A 19,122-nucleotide genomic window follows, 5' to 3' on the forward strand; every position below is an offset into this window, starting at 1 on the left:
TAGTTACTCGGATGCCGCGAAGGCCATCAGATCCCGCCTCTCGATCGCGGCCGCCATGAGATCGGGGAAGACGTCGGGCGTGCAGGCGAAGGCCGGCACCCCGAGCGCCGCGAGCGCGGCCGCGTTCTCGTGGTCGTAGGAGGGCGCGCCCTCGTCGGAGAGCGCGAGCAGCACCACGACCTGCACGCCCGCCGCCTTCATCTCGGCGACCCGGCGCAGCATCTCCTCCCGGACGCCACCCTCGTAGAGGTCGCTGATCAGCACGAAGACGCTGTCCCGGGGCCGGGTGATCAGCTGTTGCGAGTACGTGATGGCCCGGTTGATGTCGGTGCCGCCGCCGAGCTGGGTGCCGAACAGCACCTCGACCGGATCACTCAGCAGCGACGTCAGGTCCACTACCGACGTGTCGAAGACGACGAGCGACGTGGACAGGGACCGCATCGACGCGAGGACGGCCGCGAACACCCCGGAGAACACGACCGAGGCGGCCATCGACCCGGACTGGTCGACGCAGAGAACGACGTCCCGCTGCACGGCGGTGGTACGACGGCCGTACCCGATCAGTCGCTCCGGGATCACGGTGCGGTGCTCGGCCTGGTAGTGCTTGAGGTTGGCGCGGATGGTCCGGTCCCAGTCGATGTCGGTGTGCCGGGGCCGGGTGATCCGGGCGGCGCGGTTCAGGGCGCCGGAGACGGCCGAGAGGGTCTGCTGGGTGATCCGGCGTTCCAGCTGCTCGACGACGGTGCGGACGACCTCGCGGGCGGCCTCCTTGGTGGCGTCCGGCATGACCCGGTTGAGCGAGAGCAGGGTGCCGACCAGGTTCACGTCGGGCTCGACCGCGGCGAGCATCTCGGGTTCGAGCAGCAGCCGGGTGAGGTCGAGCCGCTCGATCGCGTCGGACTGCATGACCTGCACGACGGTGCTCGGGAAGTATTCCCGGATGTCGCCGAGCCAGCGCGCCACCTTCGGCGCCGAGCTGCCCAGGCCGGCGGATCGCTTCCCCGAGGAGCCCTCACCCGCGGCGTCGCCGTCGTAGAGGGCCGCCATCGCCGCGTCCATGGCGGCGTCCTGGCCGGCGGCCGCCTTGCCGAGCGACTCGTCGGCCGCCCCACCGAGGACGAGACGCCACCGCCGTTCCCGTTCCGTGCTCATCGGACCTCCCAGGATCGCCGGGTCTCCAGTCCACCCGTGGAAACGCTCATCGGACCTCCAGATCGCGCCCCAGCAGCGACGAGAGCACCGGCAGCACCGCGGCCGCCCGCTCCCGATCGACAACGGTCACCCCGGCCGCGACCGAGCCCGGCCCGCGCGCGATCCGCTCGCCGACGGCCCGCCGCTCACCCGCGTCGAACCCGCCGAACGTCCGCCTCAGCAGGGGCAGCACGTCCGCGAACGAATCCGAAGGGATGTCCGCGAGCCACTCGTCCACCAGCGACAGCAGCGCCTCGTCGTGAACGAGCAGCAGCCCGCCCCCGGCCAGGAACCCCTCGACCCAGGCCGCGCCGTGCGCCGGCGGACTCCCCGTGGTCAGCGGCAGCCGCAGCCGGCGCCGCACCTCCGCGCCGTCGAGCCGGCCGGCGTCGAGCAGCAGCCGGGTGAGCCGGCCGGCCGGAAGCCCGTGCAGGCCGGGCCGCGCGGCCAGGGACGCGATCGTGGCGAGCCAGAGTTCGCGCAGCCGTTCGTCGTCGAGCAGCCCGACCGCCTGATGCACCGCGTCCATGCCGTCGCGCAGCTCGGCGGCCGCCTCGTCGGAAAGGGATCCGGCGGCCGCGGGGAGTCCGGCGCAGATCCGCCCGAGCAGTCCCGCCGTGACGGCTTCCAACCCCGAGACATCGGTACGCCGGACGTCCCCGTACCGCAGCGTCCGCGCGAGCGCCGGCAGCGCCGCCATCAGGTGGTGGACGTCGGCGTCGAGCGCGGCCCGCGTGTCCAGAGCGGCCAGGACCTGCGGATATGCCTCCCCGAGGTCGGCGAGCAGGCAGATCTCGACGAGCTCGGTCACATCGCCGAGTGTGGTCGCGGTGGCGGCCCGCCGGACGACCCGGGCCGTCGCGGCCGCCGCCACCGTGGTGCCCCACATGCCGCCCTCGACGAGCCGGACCGCGAACTCCGGCTGCCACCGGATCCGCCACTCCTCCCGGAACGTGCCGGTGCCGCGCCGCCCCGGCGTGCGCTCGCCCCACGGCAGGTCCAGCGTCCGCAGCCGGTGCAGCAGCCGGCTGCGCCGCAGATCGATCTCGCGCCGCAGGTCGAGCTCGAGCGCGCGCTCGGACGGCTCCGGCTTGAGCCGGACGGCGCGCTGCTGGGCGGCGAGGTCGCGGGCCAGCGGTACGGCGGGCATGTCGTCGGGCACCGAGCCGAGCCGTTCCCCGACGACGAGCCTGCGGGCGATCAGCTCGGTCCGCAGCGGTTCGCCGTCGCACATCACCGCCTCGGCCGCCTCGGTGACCTCGGCCAGCCCGGCGAGCGGCCGGCCGCGCAGCGTGGCGAGGGCCTCGGCGAGCCGGGTCGCCTCGATGACGTGCGCCGACGAGGTGGGCACGCCTTCGGACCGCAGCACCCGGGCCGCGTCGACGAGCCAGCGCGGCACCACCTCGCCGGCCGCGGTGAACAGATGGTGGTACCAGCCGGGGGAGCGCACGCCCGCGCCGTACCCGGACCACGACGCCAGCCGGCCGTACGTCCACGGCACCCAGGTGAACGCCACCTTCGTCTTCTTCCGGCCCTTGAGCAGCGCCGTGTCGTCCTTGACCGGGACCTTGCGGGCCAGCGCCGGCACGTGCCACGCCCCGCAGACCACCGCGATCTCCTCGTGCCGCCGCCGCTCCTCGCGCAGCACCTGTCGCATGTAAGCCTCGCGGACCAGGTCGCGCGGGTCCTCCTCGGCGCTGTCCCGGATCGCGGTCATCGCTTCCTCGATCGCCGCGAAGACCGGCACACCGCGATGCTCGACGACGTCCTCCCACCAGCGTTCCGGGTCGTCGTATCCGGCGGCGGCCGCCAGTTCCCCGATCGGGTCGACCGGCCTTCCCACCCGCTCCTCACGATCGAAGGATTGGGCGTACGGAAGATCGAAGAACCGCACCCGGACACCGTTCCGCACCGCCCAGCCGATCGCCTGCCACTCCGGCGAGAACACGGCGAACGGCCAGAACGCGGCCTTTCCGGGATCGTCGACCGCGTAGCCGAGCAGCGCCACCGGCGGCCGCAGACCCCCGTCCGCGGCCCAGCGCACCAGCTCGTCCGCCTCCGGAGGGCCCTCGATGAGCACCACCTCGGGACGCTGCCGCTCGAGTTCGCGCACCACGGCCCGGGCCGAACCCGGCCCGTGATGGCGGATCCCGTAGAGCCTCTCAGGCATCGCGGGCGGCCCGGTAGAAGTCGAGCCAGTCGCTGCGCTCGCGGACGACGGTCTCCAGGTATTCGCGCCACACCGTCCCGTCCGAGACCGGATCCTTGATCACCGCGCCGACGATCCCGGCCGCCACGTCGTGCGGGTGCAGGGTGCCGTCGCCGAAGTGCGCGGCCAGCGCCATCCCGTTGGTGATCACCGAGATCGCCTCGGCCGTGGAGAGTGAGCCGGTCGGCGTCTTCAGCTTGGTGCGCCCGTCCTCGGTCATCCCGCTCCGCAGCTCCCGGAAGATCGTGACGACCCGGCGGATCTCGTCGAGCGCCTCCGGCACCTCGGGCAGCTCCAGCGACCGGCCCAGCTGCGCCACCCGCCGCGCGACGATCTCCACCTCGTCGTCGGCGCTGGCCGGGACCGGCAGCACCACCGTGTTGAACCGCCGCCGCAGCGCGCTGGAGAGCTCGTTGACGCCGCGGTCCCGGTCGTTCGCCGTGGCGATCAGGTTGAACCCGCGCTCGGCCTGCACCTCGGTGTTCAGCTCGGGGATCGGCAGCGTCTTCTCGGAGAGGATCGTGATGAGCGCGTCCTGCACGTCGGACGGCACCCGGGTCAGCTCCTCGAGCCGGACGATCGACCCGGTGCGCATGGCCCGCATGACCGGGCTCGGCACGAGCGCCGCGTCGGTGGGTCCGTCGGCGAGCAGGCGGGCGTAGTTCCACCCGTACCTGATGGCTTCCTCCGCAGTGCCGGCGGTGCCCTGCACGAGCAGCGTGGAATCGCCGGAGACGGCCGCGGCGAGATGCTCGGACACCCAGGTCTTCGCGGTGCCGGGCACGCCGAGCAGCAGCAGGGCCCGGTCGGTCGCCAGCGTCGCGACGGCCACCTCGATGAGCCGGCGCGGTCCCACGTACTTCGGGGTGATCTTCGCTCCGTCGCCGAGCAGGTAGGTCACCACGGCGTGCGGGGAGAGCCGCCAGCCGGGCGGCCGGGGCCGCTCGTCGGTGGCCGCGAGCAGGGCCAGCTCCTCGGAGTACTGATCCTCGGCGTGCGGTCGCAGTGCGGTCACTGGAGCTCCTGAAACATCTCGTGGCGGAAGGTGAGGGTGCGGGCGAGGTCGGCCACCGGCCTCACCCGCGACGGATCGAGGGACTGGTCCAGCTCGGCGGCGAGGCGCCCGGCCAGATCCGCATAGCCCGGCGGCATGGCCAGCGCCGCGGTCCGGCACAGCTCTCCGAGCTGCCAGGTGTGCCGATCGGTACGGGCCCGGGCCGCGATCGTCTCGAGCACGGCGACCGCGAGATGGTCCGGCCACGGTCCAGGATGCAGCCCGAGCAGCCGGTGCGCGGCGCCGTCCTCGGCCCGCAGCGCCTCGGCCGCGAGCCGCGCCAGCTGCCCGGCCGGCAGAACGAGGTGGAGATCCCACCGCACCGACTCCCGCAGCGCCCCGCCGTCGGCCGCGAGCAGCGCCATCGCCCACCCGGCGTCGCGCTGGACGATGGCGGCCTTGGCCCACCCGTGCAGCAGAGGCGTGGCCCAGTCGTGGGCCCGCCCGAGCCGGACCCACTCACCAGGCTCGTGCCCGCCCGCCGCTTCGCCGCCTTCGGCGCCCGCATCGGGGCCGGGCTCGGCGCCTGCCGTCCAGGTGTGCAGGGGCGTGCCGGCGAGGACCTCCTCCAGCAGCCACGCGCCGGGGCCCACACCACGGGCCGGGGCGGCGGCGACACCGTCGCGGCGGAGGGCGGGGTCGAGCTCCTCGGGCGGTTCGACGACGAGGCGCCGGCCGTCGTAGTGGACCGCCCGGCGCGCGCGGGCGGCCATCCGCCCGCCGAGGGCGGCGCCGGGCAGCACGCGCAACAGGTCGAGCGCGGCCTCGCGGACCTCCTTGCGCCGGTCGTCGAGGGCCTTCTCCAGCAGCGGTTCGTCGTGGAGGGAGAGCCCGGTCGCGAGCGTGCCGAGGAACCGGGCGCGATCCTCCGACGTCTCCCGGTCCCAGGTGCTCGCCAGCAGCTCGCGGGCCCGGCCGGGATCGGACCGGCGCAGCGCCACCAGCAGGCCGAGCCGCACGCTGCCCCCGCCGGTGTGCCACTCGGCGTCGCCGGCCCCGGACGCCGTGATCCGCCCCGGGACCGCCTCGTCGAGCAGCCACCGCCAGTCGGCCCGCTGCCCGGCCAGCCATGCCCCGCGCGCGCCCGCGACCTGGGCCGTCGAGCCGCGGATGCCGGTGTTGCGCCGCCCGGCGTCGAGCAGCGCCGGCAGCAGCGAGGGCCGGACCACCCCGCCCCGGGCCGCCGCGGCGGCCAGCCACTGCGCGAGAAGCTCCTGCTCGAGGTGTCCGCCGCCGGGCGCGCCACCGCCGAGGATCCGCGCGAGCCGCACCGAGGCCGCGACCGGCAGCGGCGCCGGCATCTCCCCGGGCGCGGCCGGCACCGCTTCCCGCCCGCCGACCGGCTCGACCCCGGCCCGCCGGCAGGTCAGGGCGATGGCCGCGGCCTCCAGCAACTCCGCCGCCGCGCTCACCCCACCGTCCGGATCAGGCGGGCCGACCGCGATGCTCACCGAGCCGGCCGCCACCGAGCCGCCCGCCCACGGCCGCCGGGCGGTCCCGACCAGCGCGGCGGCCAGCAACTCGGGCGGGAGCTCCGGCTCACGGCGGGCTCCCGGGTCGGGGACGGGCGGGGCGGCCGGCACGAACTCGTCGTCGATCCAGGCGGCGAGCGGGCGCAGGCCGGCCGGGGACCACTCGGCGGCCACCGTGGCGGGACGGCCGCCCGCCGCGGCGAGCAGCCACCACGGCTCGCGGTGGCCCGGGGCGAGGGGGAGCGCCGCGCCGTCCTCGTCGATCAGGTGGCCGTCACCCACGCGGGCGTGGCCGAGGAGCATCGGTCCGTCGTACCGGAAAGGGTCTGCGGCAATGAGCCCCGACAAGCGGGAGAGGGCCGCCCGGATCGACCCGGCGCCGGACGGCGAGCCGAAGGGCTCGGCGGCCGAGTGACGCTCGGCGACGAGGGCGCGCAGCGGCGCGGCGCCCGGGTAGAAGCAGAGGTCGCCGCGGAACTCGGTGCCCGGGAGCAGATCGCTCACCAGTGGCTGGCCGGGCGCCGCGAACGCGAGGACCAGCGCGAACCGGCCGGACTCGGAGCCGTGCAGCCAGGTGCGGCGGGTCGTGAGCGCGCCGTCGTCGGCCTCGACCTGGCCGAGGACCTGCCAGCGGTCGGTGAGGCGGGGGCCGGCGAGGACCTCGTCGGCGGAGGTGGGGAAGCCGATCCGGGAGCGGACCGTGGCGGCCAGGGACGGGCCGAGCCGGTCGAGGCGGGCGTGGCCGTCGGCGAGCAGGCGCAGCAGGGCGAGCTCGCCGAGGACGCGGTCGGCCCAGTGCGGCCCGATGCCGGCGACGCCGGAGAGCCGGCGGACCATCGCCGCCGCGCCGGGGGCCTGGGCGTCGACGAGCCGGGCCGCCATCGACTCGAACTCCCGCCGGCCGGACCGGGCGAAACCGGCCAAACCCTGCGAGACCTGGTCGTCGAGCCAGCGCCGCAGCTCGGCCATGCCGCCGGCGACGCGCTCGGCCCGCTCCTGGGCGCGTCTCGCGGCGGCCACCGGATCGGGCGGGCCGGACCGGGCCGGGCGGGAGCGGGCGGCCTGCCACTTCAGCACGAACTCGGGAGCCGGATCCTCGCCGACCCACCGCAGCAGCAGGGCCAGCGCGTGCTTGCAGGGGATCTTGCGGCTCGGGCAGGAGCATTTGAACGCCGGCCCGGCCAGGTCGACCGCCACCTCGTAACCCCGGCAGACGCCCCAGACGATGTCGCCGAGCCGCCCGGACGAGGAGATCTGCCCGGTGACGCCCCGCGCGTTACGCAGCGAAGCGGCGTCGGGTGCGAGAGCCTCGACCTGGGCGGTTGACCATCGTTGGTTCGGCACGATGAGACCCTAGGCCCGGGGTACGACGTTTTGGCAGCGCTGAGGAGCGGGCATGCGGGTGATTGTTTTCGGGGCGACCGGGATGGTGGGCCAGGGTGTCCTGCGGGAGTCCCTGCTCGCGCCGGACGTGACCGGCGTGCTGGCGGTGACGCGTACCCCGACGGGCGTGCGCCACCCGAAGCTCGAGGAGGTCACCCTCGCCGACTTCGCCGACCTGTCCCCGATCGAGGAGGCGCTTGAGGGGTACGACGCCTGCTTCTACTGCCTCGGCGTCTCCTCGCTGGGCATGGACGAGGCGTCGTACACCCGGATCTCCTACGACTACCCGGTGGCCGCGGCCCGCGCCCTCGCCGCCCGGAATCCGGGGACGACCTTCGTCTACGTCTCCGGCGCGGGCACCGACGCGAACAGCCGGATCAAGTGGGCCCGGGTGAAGGGCCGCACCGAGAACGAGATCATGGGCATCTTCGAGAACGGCTACGCCTTCCGTCCCGGCTTCATCCAGCCCACCCACGGCGCCCGTTCGAAGACCGGCTGGTACAACACCGCGTACGCGCTCACCGCCCCGCTCGTGCCGCTCCTCCGCCGGATCGCGCCCGGCCACGTCACCACCACCGACGCGATCGGCCGGGCCATGCTGCGCGCGGCCCGTACCGGCTTCCCGCGCCGCGTCGTCACGAACGCGGACATGCACTGATCCGCGCCCGGCCTCGTAGGATGACCGGATGAGCGCGGAGAGCGTCGGCATGCACATGCCCGCCGTGGTGACGCTCGACGATCTGGCGGCCATGAACGCCTCGGATCGGAACGGTCACCGATACGAGACCAGTCCCGAGGGAGTGCTGTCCGTCATGCCGCCCGCCGACTCGGAGCACGCGCAGATCGCCAGCCGTCTCTTCGCCTGGCTCATCCTGGCGGGCTGGCCGGCCGACCAGGTGCTCCAGGTCGCCGGCATCCGCGTGCCCGGGCCGGGACGTGACGGGGGCCGCATCCCCGACATCAGTGTGTGGCAGCAGCCGCCGCCCCGCGGTGTCTGGCTGGCCGTCACCGGGCTCCTGCTGGTGATCGAGATCGTCTCGCCGGGCTCGGAGGCGATGGACGAGGTCACCAAACGCCGCGAATACGCCTCGGCGGGAATTCCCCGCTACTGGGTCGTCGACCGGGACGAGGCCCAGACCGTGACGGTGTACCAGCTCGCCGCTCCGGGCGCCTACACCGAGCGCGCGAGGATGCCGCTCGCCTGGTTGCTGCGGACCGATCCGGGAGACCAACTCGGCGCCTGAGACGAGGTCACGCCGGGGGAGTGCCGTCGCCGAAGGGGCGGCCGCCCAGCGCTTCCCGGCCGTGCGGCTCGAGCCAGCCGCGCGGGTCGGGGCCGAGGGGGACGATGCCGGTCGGGTTGATGTCCCGGTGGACCTCGTAGTAGTGCCGCTTGATGTGGGTGAAGTCGATGGTGTCGCCGAAGCCGGGCGTCTGGAAGAGGTCGCGCGCGTACGCCCACAGCACCGGCATCTCGGTCAGCTTCGACCGGTTGCACTTGAAGTGGCCGTGGTAGACCGCGTCGAAGCGGGCGAGGGTCGTGAACAGCCGGACGTCGGCCTCGGTGATGGTGTCCCCGACCAGGTAGCGCTGCCCGGCCAGCCGGTCGGAGAGCCAGTCGAGGCGGTCGAAGAGCCGCACGTACGCCTTCTCGTACGCCTCCTGCGACCCGGCGAACCCGGCGCGGTAGACGCCGTTGTTGACGTCGGCGAAGACGACCTCGTTCACCGAATCGATCTCGGCGCGCAGCGAGGAGGGGTAGAGCGAGGGCGCCCCGGGGCGGTGGAACGCCGTCCACTCCAGCGACAGGTCGACGGTGATCTGCGCGAAGTCGTTCGTCACCACCTGGCCGGTCGGGACGTCGACGACGGCGGGCACGGTGATGCCCTTGTCGTAGTCCGGGTACCGCTTGAGGAACGCCTCCTGGAGCCGTTCGATGCCGAGCACCGGGTCGCGGCCGCCCGGGTCCAGGTCGAAGGTCCAGCTCCGGGAGTCGTGGGTCGGCCCGGCGACCCCCATCGAGAGGACGTCCTCGAGGCCGAGCAGCCGGCGTACGATGATCGCCCGGTTGGCCCAGGGGCAGGCGCGGCTCACCACCAGCCGATATCGTCCCGGCTCGACCGGGTATCCGTCGCGGCCGTCCGCGGTGATCCGGGTCGAGATGTAGCGCTGGTCGCGGGTGAACTCACCCGACTCGTCCGCATAGCCCATGTCTCGTTCATACCCGCCGGGGGGCGAGGCATCCCCCCGTGTGCGACGCCTCGCCCGGTTCCGGTGCGCACGCTCGTCTTTATAGCACGGAAGGGAGAGCGCTTTCCGGACACGCTGTCCGTGCCGTGGGAGCGTTCCCGCGGCGACCTTTACCTTCCTCGTACACCGCCCGGTGCGCACCGGCGGCATCATGGACGCCGTGGAAGCGACGGGCAGGGGGCTCGTCCTCGTGGTCGAGGACGAGCGGCCGATCGCCGACCTGGTCCGGCTCTATCTGCGCCGGGAGGGCTTCGGCGTGCAGGTGGAGCACGACGGCGTGGCCGGGCTCGCCGCCGCCCGCCGGTTGCGGCCGGTCGCGTGCGTGCTCGACATCGCCCTGCCCGGCATGGACGGCACCGAGATCTGCCGGCGGTTGCGGGCCGACGACGACTGGACCCCGGTCGTCTTCCTCACCGCGCGGGACGACGAGGTCGATCGGATCGTCGGTCTGGAGCTGGGCGGCGACGACTACGTGACCAAGCCGTTCAGTCCCCGCGAGCTGGTGACGCGGGTCAAGGCGCTGCTGCGCCGCGCGGCCGTTTCGTCAGGAGCGGCGATCGTACGGGGGACCGGACCGCTCCGCCTCGACCTCGAACGCCGGTCGGCGACCGTCGACGGGCGGTCGCTCACCCTGACCGCGACCGAGTTCGACCTGCTGGCCCACCTGCTCGGCCGTCCCGGTCGCGTCTTCACCCGGGAGGAGCTGCTCGCCGCGGTCTGGGGATACGCCTCGGCGGCCGGCACCCGGACCGTGGACGTGCACGTGGCGCAGGTGCGGGCCAAGCTCGGCGCCGCCGCCCCGCTGATCAGGACGGTCCGCGGGGTCGGGTACACCGCCGATGCGTGACTTCTTCCGGACGCTCACCGGCCGCGCCGTGCTGGTCACCGCCGCCACCGCGGTGATCGCCGTGATCGTCACGTCGCTGGTGGCGGTGCCGGTGGCGGTCCGTTCGGTGAACCTGCAGAGCCGCGCCGAGCTGATGGCGAAGACCGCGCTGGCCGAGGAGCTCCTCGCCGACGAGCGGCCGGCCGCCCGGGCCCGGATCGCCGAGCGGCTGCGCCGGGACGACATCGAGATCTACCTGATCCGCCGGGGCGCGCCGGACCGCGGCGGCCTGCCCGAGCGGGTGGTGACCGCGGTGGCCGGCGGCGACCTGGTGGACACCCGGGCCATGCTGGACGGCCGTCCCGTCTTCATCGCCGGCCGCCCGCTGACCGGCCGGGACGCCGGGGTCGTGCTCACCCAGCGGGCCTCCACCGGCACGGCGGCCCGGGTGTTCGGCAGCGTCTGGGTGGCGTTGCTGGCCGGCCTGCTCGGCGGCGTGGTCGCCGGGGCGCTGCTGGCCCGGTTCGTGACCCGGCCGATCGAGCGGGCCGCGGCGGCGGCCGGCCGGCTCGCCGCGGGCGACCGCACCGTGCGGATCTCCCGGCGCGGCCCGGCCGAGGCGGCCCGGCTCGCCGACGCGATCAACCAGCTGGCCGAGGCGCTGCGGACCAGCGAGGGGCGCGAGCGCGACTTCCTGCTCTCGGTCTCGCACGAGCTGCGCACCCCGCTCACCACGATCCGCGGGTACGCCGAGGCGCTCGCCGACCGGGTGATCGAGGCGGACGGCGCGGCCGAGGCCGGCAGCACCATGCTCGCCGAGGCCGACCGGCTCGACCGGCTCGTCTCCGACCTGCTCGTGCTGGCCCGGCTGGAGGCGGCCGACCTGCCGCTCGACGTGACCGCTGTGGACCTGACCGCGCTGGTGCGCGAGGCCGGTCAGGCGTGGCGGTCCCGCTGCGGCGCGGACGGGCCGGCCCTGGCGGTCGAGCTGCCGGACGCCGCGGTCGTCGTGGAGACCGACCCGGGACGGATCCGGCAGGTGGTCGACGGGCTCTGCGAGAACGCGCTGCGGGTGCTGCCGGCCGGGGCGCCGCTCGTGCTCGCGGTCCGCGCCGGGGACCACGAGGGCGTCGTCGAGGTGCGCGACGGCGGGCCCGGGCTCACCGACGACGACCTGGCCGTGGCCTTCCATCGGGGTGAGCTGAACCGGCGGTACCGGGACGTCCGGGCGGTCGGCAGCGGCCTCGGGCTCGCGCTCGCGGCGCGGCTGGTCGGGCGGCTCGGCGGGCGGATCACGGCCGGCCACGCCCCGGAGGGCGGTGCCGTGTTCACGGTGGAGCTTCCTTACCGAACCCGAACATCGGGTTGACGCCGTCCGGGTGGAAGGCCGCCACAGTGGGGCTATGACACGTACCCCGAAGCTCTTGATCCTCGGCACTGCCCTGGCCCTGGCCGTGACCGGATGTGCCCAGCCCGCGCCCCCGCCGGACCAGGCCGTGGCGGCGACCGGCCCCGAGACCGCCGACTTCGAGACCGCCGACTTCGAGACCGTCGCCCTCGAGGCGGCGGGGTTCGCCACCGACGTCCCGCCGTCGGCGTCGCCCGCCGGGAAGCAGCCGCGGCCGCGCGCGATCCGCAAGCTGCTCCGCAAGAACACCCTGCACGGCGAGGTGGTGGTGCAGGGGAAGGAGGGTGAGCGCACGATCGTGGTGCAGCGCGGCGAGGTGACAGCGGCCGGCGACGACGGATTCACCGTGCGATCCACCGACGGCTTCGAGCAGAAGTGGTCCTACGGCGACCCGGTCCGGATCGTGCGGGACCGGAAGAAGGCCGAGCGGGACGCGGTCACCGACGGCGCGAAGGTCGCGGTGGGCGGGGTCCGCGACGGGGAGTCCGTCGCGGCCCGCCTGGTGGTCCTGCAGTAATCCGGAACCCTGCCCCCAGGGGCCCTGATCACTGCAGGAAGCCGCATCACTGCAGGAAGCCGCATCACTGCAGGAAGCCGCATCACTGCAGGAAGTCAGCGAACGGGGAGAGCAGCAGCTTGCCGAGGCCGGTGGCGGTGCCGTCGAGGCGGCGGCGGTGCTTGTCCAGCGCGATCATGTCGTGCCGGATCGACCAGATCTTCTGGGCGTTGCGCCAGGCGACGTTGCGGGTGTACTCCACCATCTCGCCCTGCCACCAGTCGTCCAGGTCGCCGTTCATCGTGTCGATGAGCAGCTGCCACCGGTCGAGGTACCCGCGGCGCAGACCCGGGATCTCCTCGTTGAAGATGTCGTTGACCTGGAGGTAGTCGTGGTGCTGGTCGCTGCCGTCGATCGGGTCGGTGCCCAGGTGGTCGAACGTGGTGACCAGCGCGAACGGCAGGTCGAAGTTGATGTGGGCGTTGACGCCGGCGACGGCGGACGGCAGCGGGCGGGCGTCCGGTCCGGGGACGCGGCCGAAGAGCCCCGCCCACACGCCCGGGCACGCCGGGCTGCCGTCGGTCCAGTAGCGCAGCGCGTCGAAGTAGCGCGCCGCGAACTCGACGTCGAGCCGGGACAGGAACGCCGGGTCCTTGAACCTGCCGGCGTAGAGCCGCTCCAGCACGTTCTCGGTGATCGTCAGGTAGAGCTGGTTGAAGTCGGCGAGCGGGTTGCTGTTCATCAGCGGTGGCACCCGGCACAGGACTTCCTGCAGCTTCGTCAGCTGATCGACCACTCCGGGCACGTCGTCGGGGTGCCGTTTGAGCAGGTCGGACATCTCCTGCTGGACGGGGCCCCAGATGGGTTGGGTCATTTTCGGATCCTCCACGGGTATTGCAGAACTGCGGAGGGCCCCCAGCACCACCCGGCGGTTGTGCCGCCGGGTGGTGCTCCCCCGTGTGGTCCACCCTTCCATCGGATGACCCCGGGGGGATCGGTAGAACTACGTATTCCGCGTACGTATGTCACGGCGGGATAACGATCCCCTGGTCAGGCCGCCGTCAGATAGACACGACTGGCCTGGACCCGCGTGCGTACCTGCAGTTTGTCGAAGATGTGGCCCAGGTGGACGCCGACGGTCCGCTCGCTGATGAACAGCCGCTCGCCGATCTCCCGGTTGGTGAGGCCCTCGGCCACCGCGGCCAGCACCTCCCGCTCCCGGCTGGTCAGCAGCGCGAGCTCGTCGACCGGCTGGACCGGCACCGTCATCGGCACGGTCGGCAGGTCGTCGGCGAGCGGCACCCGGAACCGGTGGGCGATCCCGACGATCTCGGCGGCGAACGGGCGGGCGCCCATCGCGGTCGCGGTGGCGTACGCCTCACGTAATCCGGTGATGGCGGCGGCCCGCCGGACCCTGCGCTGCAGGGCCGCCTCGGCGTGCCGCAGGCGCGCGTAGGCGGCCGGGTACGGCTGCTGGCGCCGGTCCCAGATCGCGGCGGCCCGGGCCCACGGCGCCGGGTCGTGGCGGCCCTCGATCCGGCTCAGCTCGGCGGCGCAGAGGTCGAGGTAGGCGTCGATGATGGCGCGGGCGGCCGGTCCGGCGTTGTCGGCGTTCGACGCCATCCGGTCGCGGACCATCAGCAGCCGGCGGATCGCGCCCTGGTCGACCGGCTTGCCCGCGACGTGCGCCTCGGCCTCGGCGCGCAGGCCGTGCCAGGCCAGCACGCCGAGCAGGACCAGGTCGTCGGAGCGGGTCTCGGTGATGCCGCGCTGCACCGCGGCCCGGGCGTCGGCGTGCTCGCTCAGCCACATGGCGAGGCCGGCCCGCAGCGTCAGCATCGGCAGGATGTGCCGGGCGCCCCCGCCGCCGGCCAGCAGCGTGGCTGCCGCGTCCAGGTCACGGCCGGCGTCGTCGAGGTCGCCGTACCCGACCAGGAGCCGGCAGCGGGCGAGCAGCAGCTCGACCGCCTCGGCCCCGGACGGGCGGTGCCGCATGGCCGCCTCGAGCACCGCGTCGGCCTCGGTCCACTGACCGATGCGGAACAGGCCGTTCGCCGCGATGGCGAGCAGCCGGCTCTGGTGGGTGCGGCCGCCGCCGAGCGTGGAGAGCCGCTCCGCGCCGCGCCGGGCCACCAGCACGCCCTCCTCGATCGAGTTGAGCGGGCCGGTGAGCAGCTCGGCGAGGTGCAGGTAGGCGACGCCGAGGTCGTCCGGGTGCCCGGAGCGCTCGGCGATCTCGACGGCGTGCCGGATGACGGCGAGGCCGGCGTCCGGGTCCTCCCGGAAGGCGGCGCTGAAGCCGAGCGCGGCGCTGGCCCGGACCAGGTCGGCGGTGGTGCCGTTGACGGCGGCCAGCTCCAGGGCCTCGCGGGCGCGCTCGTGGGCGTCGGCGTAGCGGGCCAGCTGGACCAGCAGCTCGGCGAGGAACGCGGCGGCCGAGGCGCGCAGCTGCGGTGTGCAGTCCGGCGCGGCCAGGGCCAGTTCGTACTCGCTCTCGGCGTGCGTGAACCGGCCCGCCGCCGCGAGGTAGCGCGCCCGGCGCAGGTGGATCGCGCCCCGGCCGGGGGCGTCCGTGCGGCCGGCCAGCTCCTCCAGGCGGGACAGCGCCAGCAGGTGCTCGCCGCACTGGTGGGCCGACTCGGCCGCGTCGCCGAGCAGGCCGGTGCGCTCCGGGTCGTCCTCGGCGACCAGCTGCAGGGCGATGGTCCAGTAGCGGTGCGCCTCGGCGAAGCCGTAGAGGGCCTCGGCGGACCGGGCGGCGGCCACCACCGGAGGCAGGGCCCGCGACGGTTCGCCGGCGCGCTGCCAGTGGTGGGCGAGCCGGGCGTGGTCGGGCTCGCCGGGCTCCGCCTCGAGCGCTTCGGCGTACCGCCGGTGCAGGGCGGTGGCCTCGGCGGGCAGCACCTCCTGCTCCAGGATCTCGGCGACCAGGCGGTGGCGGAGCCGGTAGCCGTCGCCGTCGCTGGCCACGAACCGGTGCGCCACGGCGGCCCGGACCGCCTCGATGAGCTGGTCCTCGGGGAGCGGCACCACCTTGGACAGCACCGCGTGGCCGACCGGCTCGACCCCGGCGGCCAGCGCGTGCACCACCTGGTGTGCGTTGGCCGGCAGCTCGTCCACCCTGGTCAGGAAGATCTCGCGGAGCGTGTCGGAGAGCTCGATCCGGCCGTCGCGCAGGTCGCGGGAGAGCTCCTCGGCCACGAACGGGTTGCCGCCGCTGCGCTTGAAGACCCGGTCGGCGTCCTCGGCCGCGATGCCGTCGCCGACGATCGCGCTGACCAGCTCGCGGGTCTGGTCCTGGTTGAGCGGGGCGAGGTCGACCACCCGCACCGAGCGCAGCCGGCGCAGCTCGGCGAGGACCCGGCGCAGCGGGTGGGTGCCGTGCAGGGCCTCGGCCCGGATCGCGGCGAGCACCGAGATGCGCACGTCGCCGAGGCCGGCGAGCAGGTAGAGCAGCAGCTGGCGGGTCGAGCGGTCGGCCCACTGCAGATCGTCGAGGACGAGCAGGAGCTGCTGGTCGCCGGCGATCGCGCGCAGGTCGTGGGAGACCCGGTCGAGCAGCGCGCCGGCGTCGCCCGGGGCGGTGGCGGTCACCGGCAGGCCGCCGTCGTGCCGGCGCAGGGCCTGCAGGACCGGGTGCAGCGGGGAGGCGTCGCCGATGTCCAGACAGGTCCCGGAGAGCACGGCGAAGCCCGACCCGCGCAGGGCGTCGGCGGTCTCGCGCAGCAGCCGGCTCTTGCCGACCCCGCTCTCCCCGGTCACGAACACAGCGGCTGTGCCACCCGGGCCGACGTTGCGCAGGTTGGACTGAATCTCGGTCAGCGTGCCGGTGCGCCCGACAAGCGGCCCGTCGTCCCCCTGGCTGGCCATGACCGGCAGCCTAATGCGAATCGGCGTATCACGTTGTCGTCGGTTCGGACTGTTCTGCGTCACAAAAATGACGAACGCCGATGCTGTCAGAGATACGTCGTTCTGCGGATCCGCGCCGTGGCCGGGGCTGGCACCGTACTCCCGGTCAACGCAGTGATCTGGGGGAGCGTGAGACGAATGACCACCATCACCATGGCCGAGCAGGAGCGGCGCCAGAACGTCACCGTGCTGTTCATCGACATCGTGGGCTTCACCACTCTTGTCGACCGGCTCGACTGCGCGGAGGTCCGCGCGCTCCAGCGCGACTACTTCGCGACGGTGTCCGGAGTGGTGCGGGCGTGCGGCGGCATCGTCGAGAAGTACGTCGGCGACGCGGTGATGGCGGTGTTCGGCGCCGGCGACGGCGAATTCGGCCCGGAGGCGGCCGCCGCGGCCGTCCGGGCGGGCCTGTCGGTCCAGGAGGCGTTGAGGGGGCGCCTCCTGGCCGGCAGGTTCCCGGTCCGGACCCGGGTGGGTCTCGCGACCGGCGAGGTGATCGTCGATCCGATGGCGGCCTTCGACGGCGGCTACGCCATGATCAGCGGCAGCGTGGTCACCACGGCGTCCCGGCTGCAGTCCTACGCGCCGCACGACACCGTCGTGGTCTGCTCGGCCACCCGGGACGTGACGGACACGCTGATCGCCTATCAGGAGCTTCCGCCGGTGTCGGTGCCCGGCAAGCCGTACCCTCTTGATCTGTTCCGCGCGCTCCAGCCGCAGGTTGTTTCGGTTTTTGCCCCGGTTTAAGCCGATTTAGGCCACGGTGTGGTTGAGACCTGCCTCGCCTGGGGCAGAAGTGTCGTAGGCGCCGGGTAGGCTCGCGCCGTCTTGACCACCCATGGCCGATCGGGAGTAACCGCCTCGTGACCGCACAGCCAGAGACCTTGTACGGGGCTGACGACCTCACGCACCTCGAAGGGCTGGATGCTGTCCGCAAACGCCCGGGTATGTACATCGGGTCGACGGACAGCCGGGGCATCAACCACCTCGCCAACGAGATCATCGACAACTGCACCGACGAGGGTGTGGCGGAGTTCGCCACCAAGATCGCGGTGACCCTGCACTCGGACGGCTCGGTGCAGGTCGACGACGACGGCCGCGGCATCCCGACCGACGTGCACGCGAAATCCGGCCTCTCCGGCGTCGAGCTCGTGCTCACCCGGCTGCACGCCGGCGGCAAGTTCGGCGGCTCGGGCTACAAGACGTCCGGCGGTCTGCACGGCGTCGGCGCCTCCGCGGTCAACGCGCTCTCGCTGCGCTTCGACGTGACGGTGAAGCGCGACGGCAAGGTCCACGAGATCTCGTTCCAGCGCGGCGTGCCGGGCGTCTTCGACGGCCCCGGCCCCGACGCGGCCTTCAGCCGCGAGCCCGGCCTGCGGGTGGTGCGGCGGATGAAGCGCGGCGAGCCCACGGGTACGTCGATCCGCTACTGGTACGACTCCCGCTACTTCGAGACCGGCGCCGCGCTGGACGTCGAGGCCGTCCGCACCAAGCTGCGCAACACCGCCTTCCTCGTCCCCGGCGTGCAATACACGCTGTTCGACGCGACGGCCGAGGAGCCGGCCACCGAGACCTTCCACTACCCCAACGGGCTCGTCGACATGGTCGAGTTCCTCACCCCGTCGGGTGACAAGCCGGTCTCCGGCATCCTCATGGTGACCGGTGAGGGGACCTACAAGGAGAACGCCGCCGACGCCAACGGCGTGATGCAGTCGAACGTGGTCCGGCACGCCCAGATCGAGGTGGCGTTCCGCTGGGGCACCGGCTACGAGCGCACCGTCGAGTGCTTCACCAACACGATCCGCAACGTGCACGGCGGCACCCACCGCAAGGGCTTCGAGCGGGCGCTGGTGCGCTCGCTCACCGAGGCGATCCGCAACACCCGCGGCCTGCTCAAGCCCAAGGAGGAGCCGCCGGTCCTGGACGACCTGCTGGAGGGCATGACCGCGGTCATCCACGTGCGGGTGCCCGAGCCGCAGTTCACCTCGCAGACCAAGGACGAGCTGTCCACGGCCGGCGTCACCCGGGTCATGCAGGGGCTCGTCGAGGCGTACGTCAAGGAGTGGATCGACAACCGGAAGACCAAGTCGGAAGCGCGCACGGTCCTCCAGAAGATCGTCGACGCGGCGCGCGTGCGCCTCACGCAGAAGCAGCAGAAGGACGCGGCCCGGCGCAAGACCGCGCTCGAGGGCGCCTCGATGCCGGCCAAGCTGGTCGACTGCCGGGCCATCGGCATCGACCGCTCCGAGCTGTTCATCGTGGAGGGCGACTCGGCCCTCGGCACCGCCCGGATGGCCCGCAGCTCGGAATACCAGGCCCTGCTCCCGATCCGCGGCAAGATCCTCAACGTCCAGAAGGCGAGCCTCCAGCAGGTGCTCGACAACGCCGAGTGCTCGGCGATCGTGCAGGTGCTCGGGGCCGGCTCGGGGCGCACCTTCGAGATCGGGCAGATGCGCTACGGCCGCGTCATGATCATGGCGGACGCCGACGTCGACGGCTCGCACATCCGTACGCTGCTCATCACGCTCTTCGCGAAGTACATGCGACCGGTGATCGAGCACGGCCGGCTCTTCGCCGCGATGCCGCCGCTGCACAAGGTGGTCACCAAGGGCCGCAACGCCGAGACGCTCTACACCTACACCCAGCAGGAGATGGAGAGCACCGTCAGCCGGATCGAGCGCGACGGCCGCCAGGTGCAGAAACCCGTCCCGCGGTTCAAGGGCCTCGGCGAGATGGACGCCGACGAGCTCTGGGAGACCACGATGAACCCGGCGGCGCGGACCGTCCGGCGGATCACCATCGAGGACGCCGAGCGCGCCGAAGCCACCCTCGAGCTGCTCATGGGTGAGCGCGTCGAACCCCGGAAGAACTGGTTGATCGAGGCCGCCGGCCGGATCGACCAAGAGACGATCGACGCCTGAGAG

14 protein-coding genes are annotated in these 19,122 nt (G+C 73.4%); 7 read left to right on the forward strand and 7 right to left on the reverse strand.

All coding sequences use genetic code 11. The features are described 5' to 3' along the window. Nucleotides 1-3 precede the first annotated feature (3 nt). From AB0G10_RS06045 to AB0G10_RS06060, 4 genes are read right to left on the reverse strand one after another with little or no spacing between them, the layout of a single operon-like run. Nucleotides 4-1,152: a VWA domain-containing protein gene (locus AB0G10_RS06045; RefSeq protein ID WP_360917181.1), complete on the reverse strand. Its 1,149-nt coding sequence runs from the start codon at nucleotides 1,150-1,152 to the stop codon at nucleotides 4-6. Nucleotides 1,153-1,198: 46 nt separating this feature from the next. Continuing rightward, on the reverse strand, nucleotides 1,199-3,361 hold the full coding sequence (locus tag AB0G10_RS06050; RefSeq protein ID WP_360917184.1) for a DUF5682 family protein: 2,163 nt from the start codon (nucleotides 3,359-3,361) through the stop codon (nucleotides 1,199-1,201). Further along, a complete protein-coding gene (locus tag AB0G10_RS06055) occupies nucleotides 3,354-4,415 on the reverse strand; it encodes an AAA family ATPase (protein ID WP_360917187.1) in 1,062 nt (353 codons plus the stop codon). Before AB0G10_RS06055 ends, AB0G10_RS06050 begins: the two co-directional genes overlap by 8 nt. After that, entirely contained in the window at nucleotides 4,412-7,270 is a 2,859-nt protein-coding gene (locus tag AB0G10_RS06060; RefSeq protein WP_360917190.1) for an SWIM zinc finger family protein, read from the reverse strand. The genes AB0G10_RS06055 and AB0G10_RS06060 overlap by 4 nt, the downstream gene beginning before the upstream one ends. A 52-nt stretch (nucleotides 7,271-7,322) precedes the next feature. Between AB0G10_RS06060 and AB0G10_RS06065 the strand changes: the two genes are divergently transcribed. Together AB0G10_RS06065 and AB0G10_RS06070 are read left to right on the forward strand one after the other, a co-directional pair. Then, nucleotides 7,323-7,967, forward strand: coding sequence for an NAD(P)H-binding protein (locus AB0G10_RS06065; RefSeq protein WP_360917193.1), 645 nt, complete (start codon nucleotides 7,323-7,325; stop codon nucleotides 7,965-7,967). A 28-nt stretch (nucleotides 7,968-7,995) separates the two neighbouring features. Beyond that, nucleotides 7,996-8,553, forward strand: a complete 558-nt coding sequence (locus AB0G10_RS06070) for a Uma2 family endonuclease (protein WP_360917196.1) — start codon at nucleotides 7,996-7,998, stop codon at nucleotides 8,551-8,553. A gap of 7 nt (nucleotides 8,554-8,560) precedes the next feature. Here the strand turns inward: AB0G10_RS06070 and AB0G10_RS06075 are convergent, their stop codons facing one another. Then, a complete protein-coding gene (locus AB0G10_RS06075; RefSeq protein WP_360917199.1) occupies nucleotides 8,561-9,520 on the reverse strand; it encodes a glutathione S-transferase C-terminal domain-containing protein in 960 nt (319 codons plus the stop codon). Nucleotides 9,521-9,710: 190 nt separating this feature from the next. On the opposite strand from AB0G10_RS06075, the gene AB0G10_RS06080 reads away from it, so the two are divergent. Genes AB0G10_RS06080 through AB0G10_RS06090 form a run of 3 tightly spaced genes read left to right on the forward strand, consistent with a single transcriptional unit; the run spans nucleotide 9,711 to nucleotide 12,310 of the window. Next, on the forward strand, nucleotides 9,711-10,406 hold the full coding sequence (locus tag AB0G10_RS06080; RefSeq protein ID WP_360917202.1) for a response regulator transcription factor: 696 nt from the start codon (nucleotides 9,711-9,713) through the stop codon (nucleotides 10,404-10,406). Continuing rightward, entirely contained in the window at nucleotides 10,399-11,754 is a 1,356-nt protein-coding gene (locus AB0G10_RS06085) for a histidine kinase dimerization/phospho-acceptor domain-containing protein (RefSeq protein ID WP_360917205.1), read from the forward strand. Before AB0G10_RS06080 ends, AB0G10_RS06085 begins: the two co-directional genes overlap by 8 nt. 34 nt (nucleotides 11,755-11,788) lie before the next feature. Then, nucleotides 11,789-12,310 carry a hypothetical protein gene (locus tag AB0G10_RS06090; RefSeq protein ID WP_360917207.1) on the forward strand — a complete coding sequence of 174 codons (522 nt, stop codon included), beginning with the start codon at nucleotides 11,789-11,791 and terminating at the stop codon, nucleotides 12,308-12,310. Nucleotides 12,311-12,392: 82 nt separating this feature from the next. On the opposite strand, the gene AB0G10_RS06095 is transcribed toward AB0G10_RS06090, so the two are convergent. Both AB0G10_RS06095 and AB0G10_RS06100 read right to left on the reverse strand, forming a co-directional pair. Further along, nucleotides 12,393-13,163 carry a DUF5995 family protein gene (locus AB0G10_RS06095; RefSeq protein WP_360917210.1) on the reverse strand — a complete coding sequence of 257 codons (771 nt, stop codon included), beginning with the start codon at nucleotides 13,161-13,163 and terminating at the stop codon, nucleotides 12,393-12,395. 176 nt (nucleotides 13,164-13,339) lie between these two features. After that, the gene (locus tag AB0G10_RS06100; RefSeq protein ID WP_360917213.1) at nucleotides 13,340-16,159 is read right to left on the reverse strand and encodes an AAA family ATPase; all 2,820 of its coding nucleotides are present in this window, start codon (nucleotides 16,157-16,159) and stop codon (nucleotides 13,340-13,342) included. Nucleotides 16,160-16,336: 177 nt separating this feature from the next. Between AB0G10_RS06100 and AB0G10_RS06105 the strand changes: the two genes are divergently transcribed. Both AB0G10_RS06105 and AB0G10_RS06110 read left to right on the forward strand, forming a co-directional pair. Further along, nucleotides 16,337-16,945: an adenylate/guanylate cyclase domain-containing protein gene (locus AB0G10_RS06105; RefSeq protein ID WP_360917216.1), complete on the forward strand. Its 609-nt coding sequence runs from the start codon at nucleotides 16,337-16,339 to the stop codon at nucleotides 16,943-16,945. 116 nt (nucleotides 16,946-17,061) lie between these two features. Beyond that, entirely contained in the window at nucleotides 17,062-19,119 is a 2,058-nt protein-coding gene (locus tag AB0G10_RS06110) for a DNA topoisomerase IV subunit B (RefSeq protein ID WP_360917219.1), read from the forward strand. The last annotated feature ends 3 nt before the right edge of the window (nucleotides 19,120-19,122 follow it).

Origin of the sequence: Actinoplanes sp. NPDC023714, assembly GCF_040639855.1 — a bacterium.
Taxonomy (GTDB): Bacteria; Actinomycetota; Actinomycetes; order Mycobacteriales; family Micromonosporaceae; genus Actinoplanes.

What these genes read in the sequence shown, in the direction of transcription:
- AB0G10_RS06045 (WP_360917181.1), bottom strand. Translation starts at nt 1,152, where the DNA reads ATGAGCACGGAACGGGAACGGCGGTGGCGTCTCGTCCTCGGTGGGGCG.
- AB0G10_RS06050 (WP_360917184.1), bottom strand. Translation starts at nt 3,361, where the DNA reads ATGCCTGAGAGGCTCTACGGGATCCGCCATCACGGGCCGGGTTCGGCC.
- AB0G10_RS06065 (WP_360917193.1), top strand. Translation starts at nt 7,323, where the DNA reads ATGCGGGTGATTGTTTTCGGGGCGACCGGGATGGTGGGCCAGGGTGTC.
- AB0G10_RS06070 (WP_360917196.1), top strand. Translation starts at nt 7,996, where the DNA reads ATGAGCGCGGAGAGCGTCGGCATGCACATGCCCGCCGTGGTGACGCTC.
- AB0G10_RS06075 (WP_360917199.1), bottom strand. Translation starts at nt 9,520, where the DNA reads ATGGGCTATGCGGACGAGTCGGGTGAGTTCACCCGCGACCAGCGCTAC.
- AB0G10_RS06080 (WP_360917202.1), top strand. Translation starts at nt 9,711, where the DNA reads ATGGACGCCGTGGAAGCGACGGGCAGGGGGCTCGTCCTCGTGGTCGAG.
- AB0G10_RS06085 (WP_360917205.1), top strand. Translation starts at nt 10,399, where the DNA reads ATGCGTGACTTCTTCCGGACGCTCACCGGCCGCGCCGTGCTGGTCACC.
- AB0G10_RS06090 (WP_360917207.1), top strand. Translation starts at nt 11,789, where the DNA reads ATGACACGTACCCCGAAGCTCTTGATCCTCGGCACTGCCCTGGCCCTG.
- AB0G10_RS06095 (WP_360917210.1), bottom strand. Translation starts at nt 13,163, where the DNA reads ATGACCCAACCCATCTGGGGCCCCGTCCAGCAGGAGATGTCCGACCTG.
- AB0G10_RS06100 (WP_360917213.1), bottom strand. Translation starts at nt 16,159, where the DNA reads ATGGCCAGCCAGGGGGACGACGGGCCGCTTGTCGGGCGCACCGGCACG.
- AB0G10_RS06105 (WP_360917216.1), top strand. Translation starts at nt 16,337, where the DNA reads ATGACCACCATCACCATGGCCGAGCAGGAGCGGCGCCAGAACGTCACC.